This window comes from Vicinamibacteria bacterium (assembly GCA_035620555.1).
Lineage (GTDB): Bacteria > Acidobacteriota > Vicinamibacteria > Marinacidobacterales > SMYC01 > DASPGQ01.
On the sequence record DASPGQ010000503.1, the window covers coordinates 1 to 4,781 of the forward strand.

The 4,781-nt window shown below is 62.1% G+C and carries 7 protein-coding genes; all 7 read right to left on the reverse strand.

Going from position 1 to position 4,781, the window contains the following annotated elements; translation table 11 throughout:
- Positions 1-2: 2 nt before the first annotated feature.
- The 7 genes from VEK15_20495 to VEK15_20525 all read right to left on the reverse strand — a co-directional run bounded on the left by VEK15_20495 (position 3) and on the right by VEK15_20525 (position 4,598).
- Positions 3-758 (reverse strand): hypothetical protein, encoded by a 756-nt coding sequence (locus VEK15_20495; protein HXV63092.1) that lies wholly within the window; start codon positions 756-758, stop codon positions 3-5.
- 12 nt (positions 759-770) lie between these two features.
- Positions 771-1,712, reverse strand: coding sequence for a hypothetical protein (locus VEK15_20500; protein HXV63093.1), 942 nt, complete (start codon positions 1,710-1,712; stop codon positions 771-773).
- A gap of 15 nt (positions 1,713-1,727) precedes the next feature.
- Entirely contained in the window at positions 1,728-2,516 is a 789-nt protein-coding gene (locus VEK15_20505; protein HXV63094.1) for a hypothetical protein, read from the reverse strand.
- A 2-nt stretch (positions 2,517-2,518) separates the two neighbouring features.
- Positions 2,519-3,100 (reverse strand): hypothetical protein, encoded by a 582-nt coding sequence (locus VEK15_20510; protein ID HXV63095.1) that lies wholly within the window; start codon positions 3,098-3,100, stop codon positions 2,519-2,521.
- Positions 3,101-3,188: 88 nt separating this feature from the next.
- The gene (locus tag VEK15_20515; protein HXV63096.1) at positions 3,189-3,587 is read right to left on the reverse strand and encodes a hypothetical protein; all 399 of its coding nucleotides are present in this window, start codon (positions 3,585-3,587) and stop codon (positions 3,189-3,191) included.
- A gap of 72 nt (positions 3,588-3,659) precedes the next feature.
- Positions 3,660-4,058: a hypothetical protein gene (locus VEK15_20520; protein ID HXV63097.1), complete on the reverse strand. Its 399-nt coding sequence runs from the start codon at positions 4,056-4,058 to the stop codon at positions 3,660-3,662.
- Between the two features lie 132 nt (positions 4,059-4,190).
- Complete coding sequence (locus VEK15_20525; GenBank protein ID HXV63098.1) at positions 4,191-4,598, reverse strand: hypothetical protein; 408 nt, start codon at positions 4,596-4,598, stop codon at positions 4,191-4,193.
- Between the last annotated feature and the right edge of the window lie 183 nt (positions 4,599-4,781).

Genomic DNA, 4,781 nt, shown 5'->3' on the forward strand with positions numbered 1-4,781 from the left:
CTCTAGCAGCGGATGCGCTTCGACTTCGTCTTCCTGCCGAGGCCGTTCTGAAACTGCATCTCGGCCGGATATGGATCGGCCCCGAGATCGCTCGGGTCAGGCACATGGAAGCCCTGCTTCCTGGCCATCTCGTAGGCGATCGCGACGGCTTGGCGCTTCGGGTACCCTTCGCGGCGGAGGGTCGGAATCTTCCGGCTGATGAACTGGCGGGCCTTCCGCGACAGCCTCGGTTTTCCGCGTCCGAGGCTGCCCATCCATTCCATCTCCGGGGCTTCGCCCATGCCGCGGGACGGTTTCCGCTGAGAAAGCCACCAGAGAAGGCCGCCAACACCCACAAGCCCCGCCGTCACGCCGAGCAAGACTTTCCATGGACCGCCTTTCGACGGAGCCGCGAAGGCAGCCGGAACGCTGTCGGCCGCGCCTCCATGCGCGGACACTTCCGTGACAGCCCGCTCCCGCGTCGGCGCGCGAAGCACCTGCTGCTTCGGCGTCAGCGTGTAGGACGTCGGCCAGGACCAGACGCTCCCGACCTTGTCGATCTTCGCGTTCGTCGTATCGACGAGCTTCGCGAGGACGCGCTGCTCCTTCGTCGTCTCCTTCGTCCCATCGGGCTTCACCAGATAGTTCCCGATGTCCATGACGACGTAGGTCCGCTTGCTTCCCGGGTCTTCCGTGATGACGAAGTCGCCCACGTAGACCTCGTTGAAGCTTCCCACGGGCATCGTCACGTAGTCCGCGGGTACCATCGTCTCCGGCATAATGCGCTCCTTCTACGCGGCGTAATTGAACGTCTTCACGAAGGCGGGCACCTTCTTGGCCGCCTTGATGTCCGTCACATCGGTCACTTCAAACATCACTGTCCGATCCCCCGGAAACTTGTCCACTTTCTCCTTGTCCAGGAAGAACTCCTCGGTCTTGATCTCGTTTCCAGCCAACTGGACCTCTCTGACTGGCCAGGAAACCTCCAGGGAGCCCGTCTGTGGAGAAGACCCGAGCCACTGCTGTCCGCGCACGACCAGCCGAACCGGCTGCGGACTCGTATTCCTCACCTGCAAGTCAAAACGAGGGTCTCCAAGCCAGCGACGGCCATGAGAACCGCTTACGACGGCGGTCGCGCCACCGACCACTCCGGGAGCGCCCGGAATCTCCCCGGCAGGCTTCGGCGCGGGCGCCATCGCATAGGCCGCGCCGCTCGCGCCGACGTAGATACCGGCTCCGATCCCGATCATGCGAAGAACGACGCTCCCCTTGAACTTCGGGACCACAGCAGATCCGAGGATGACGAGCGCGCCCACGCCGATCGGAATGGCGGCGGCCACGAGCTTGCCGCTCGCTCCGGAGATCTTGTCCAACTGATCCTTCACGGTCTTCGGAATGAGATAGTCCGGCAGGGCGCCCAAGCCGTTCGTTCCCCCGTTCTGCTTGTTCTTCAGCTTCGCGACGCTCGCCACGATGCCGACGAGAGCGACCGCCCCGATCGGAATTCCCAGGTACCAGCCCAGTTTCGACTCCCTCATCTTGATTCCGGACTCGATCTCCCGGCGGATCTGGCTCTGCATCCCCGTCAGCCGATGCGTACGCCGACGCTTCCCAACCCCTTGCAGGGCGGGCATCTTCACTTCCCAGAACTTCGAGCCGGGTCCGTAGAAGCCGGGCGAGAACCCGAACTCCGCTTCGTACGGATACACGGCGTACTGCCTGAAACGGGGCACTAGAATATCTCTCCTTTACGCACGTTTCGCCTGAGGTTCAGCATTCGGCCAACCGTAGTAGCCGTACACGATCGGAATCCTCTCCGTCATGAACGGCTGCGCATCGTCTCGCGACCGATACAGTTCGACTTCGACGCTGTAGGTGTTCCACGTCCACGGCGCCGCGCTTGACGGCACCTTGAAGACAGGTTCGTGCTCCGGCTTCTTGGCTAGGGCCGCTCTCGCCGCAGAGCCCATCGTTTTGCTCTCGCCAGGCCCAAGAGTTACGATTTGCCGCTGCAAGGCTGGCGTTCGCCAACGTAGCGTCTGGTCGGAATCAAAAGCGGCGATTCCAGGATAGAAGCTGTATGTCTTCCCGGAGTCGTTCACCACCGTTGCTTCAAATTCCTGATCGGAAAACAGAGACCTCGTCGTTCCACCTGTCTCAGGCTGAGATGGGTCGAAGTCGATCTTGATCAACTCCTTCAGCTTTGCTTCGGCAAGATTCGGCACCATCTGGCTACCTGGAACCGCACCAGGAGCCACAGGACCGGCGGGCCGCATCGCCTTGGCCGTCCTGAACGCAGAGATAAGACCGGTAATCGCCATTCCGGCGCCCCCGGCGGCAAGGATGAGCTTTGTTACCTTTGCCCACTGAGGATCTTTCGGAAGAATGACCGTGCTCACGAGAAGAGCGCCAGAAACGCCCATGTACGGAAGCGCGGCCATGACAGGCTGCGCTCCCTCAACGGTGACGTTCAGTTTTCCTTCGTCGCCGTACAGTCTTCCGACTGACCTCTCAGGACGTTCCGCACTGAGGTACATGTTTATGCTCTCGAACGGCCGGACTTCGCCGCTCCTTCACCGTAAGCATCCCGGAACAACTTGCCCATGTAGAGGAGCATGAGAACGCCCCCACCGATCGCCGTGACGTACGTCAGCGTCATAAGGGCGTTGCCAGTATCCTCGACCGTCTTCTTCACCTGGCCACGAAACTCCACGTAGCCCGCGATCGTCACACCCGCCAAAGTGAGGCCAAGGAGCAGCGGAATCCACGCGATGCCCATTCCAACGGCTCCTTTGCCCTCATCAAGAATTCGCCCGACACGCTTCAGCCGGAGTTCCTCTTTGCTGAGCGCGTAGAGCGCTTCCGCCCTCTTCGAGTTGTCCTTGATCTTCTTGACCTGTCCTCTCAATTCCGCGACTGTCTCCAGGGCCGCTCGATGCTCCTTTTTGGCCGTCAGCAGGGCCGTCCTCAAGTACTCCCGCTTGTCAGCGGCGCCCTTCAGGGCCAAAGCGACCTCGCGGTATTTCTGGACGGCGAGCTTCGGGTCGAGGCCGAGCACTTTCGCCTGCTGGGCGACCAGCGTCTCCTCGTCCGTCCGGCTTGCCGTTTCCGCGAGGTACATGTCTTTCCTTAACCTTTCTCTTTCCGAGAGCCGCGACCCGGCTCCAGTCCTTACGAACCGGAGCCGGGTACGCGGACTACTTCCCGGTCTAGGTCTCGCGCTCCACGATGATGATCGTGAGCGTCCCGTCCGGCGTCGCGCCGCCCGCGACGATGGCTTCGGCCCGGATCGCCCGGGTGCCGTTGCCCTTGACTTCCAGGAGAGGCGCCTCGACCGCGAAGGTCTTCAGCACTTCACCCGCCGAGGGCGACACCACGTCGATCAGCCGAACCACGCCCGAGTCGGCCCGGTAGTTGACCCGGTACGAGAACGCGCCCGCGCTGTTCGACCCGTCCACGGCCTGGACCTGGAAGACCTTGCCGTTGTTCGGGATGACGTACTCCGTCAGGCCCAGTTCGACGTTCGCGCCCTCATCGTCGATGAGGGTGAACGTGAGCGGCCCGACCGCGAGCACCTCCGCCACCAGGGTGTGAACGAAACCCGCCATGTGCCAGCCTCCTTAAAGGAACCACCAACTACGCCCGATCTGCCGACAGGGCAAACCGGGATGCATTGACGTCTATGTCTCCCTCTGCACCACGATCACGGTGAGGTTTCCATCGGCGACCGCGCCGACCGCCTGAATCGCCTCGGCCTGGAGCGCCCTCACGCCATTCCCGAGGACTTCCAGAAGCGGCGTCTCGTTCGCGAACGACTTGAGCACTTCGCCCGCGGAAGGGCCGACGATGTCGATCAGACGCTCGATGCCGGAGTCGCTCCTGTAGTTCAGACGGTAGGCGAACGCGCCGTTCGAGTTCGAAGCGTCGATCACCGTGACCTGCCATTTCTTTCCGTTGTTCGGAAAGACGAACTCGGTCAATCCGGGGATAACGACGGCTCCCTCGTCGCTGATCTGCGTAAAGGTGAGCGGGCCGGGCCCGGACACCTCCGCCACGAGCGTCACCGCAAAGCCGTCCATGACTTCCTCCTAGAACCTTCCTTGTCGCGTATCCAAAGGGGGCGCTCTATCGCCCCAAAAATAGGGGCGACTGCCTCCAGCCCTTTGACTTGGACTGGAAACTAGAGCGCCCTCTATGCGCACGGAACATGGCTACCCCTTGATCGTGTTCCCACGGACCTCGATCATTCCGGAAATCGGACCCGCCAACGCCGTCGTCAGCACCACCGTGATCTTCGTTCCCTTCGGAGCGAAGATGGGCACGAGTCGTCCGGATTCCCCGAGGTTCCGCACGATCTCATTGACCGTAGCGAGTGCCAGAACGCCGTCGATCGGCGCCGGAGACAGCGGAATGCCCTCTCCATCCGTCAGCACGAACTGGAAGAGCCCGGGGACGTATCCGGCCGACCGGACCACGGTCCCGTAGAAATCCCGCTCGGTGCTGATCACGCCGGAATCGACCGTCACCGCTGCGGCACTCGTCAGCCCCGTAAACGGAATGGGCACGACAAGCGGCAGCGCGCTCGGGTCGATGAAGTTCCTGATGTTCCTGTTCGCCATGGCCTAGTCTCCTTTCACCACGCTTCTATATATGGGGTGGTGGAGGACACGCCTCCTATACCTCTGCCCCTCAATGCCCCATCGCCACTCTTGCTTTTGCCTTCGGCTTGGTCGCGGCGACGACCACCGCGGTCAGGATGCCTGCCGCCGCCACGCCTCCCGAGATGTAGAGCCACGTCTTTA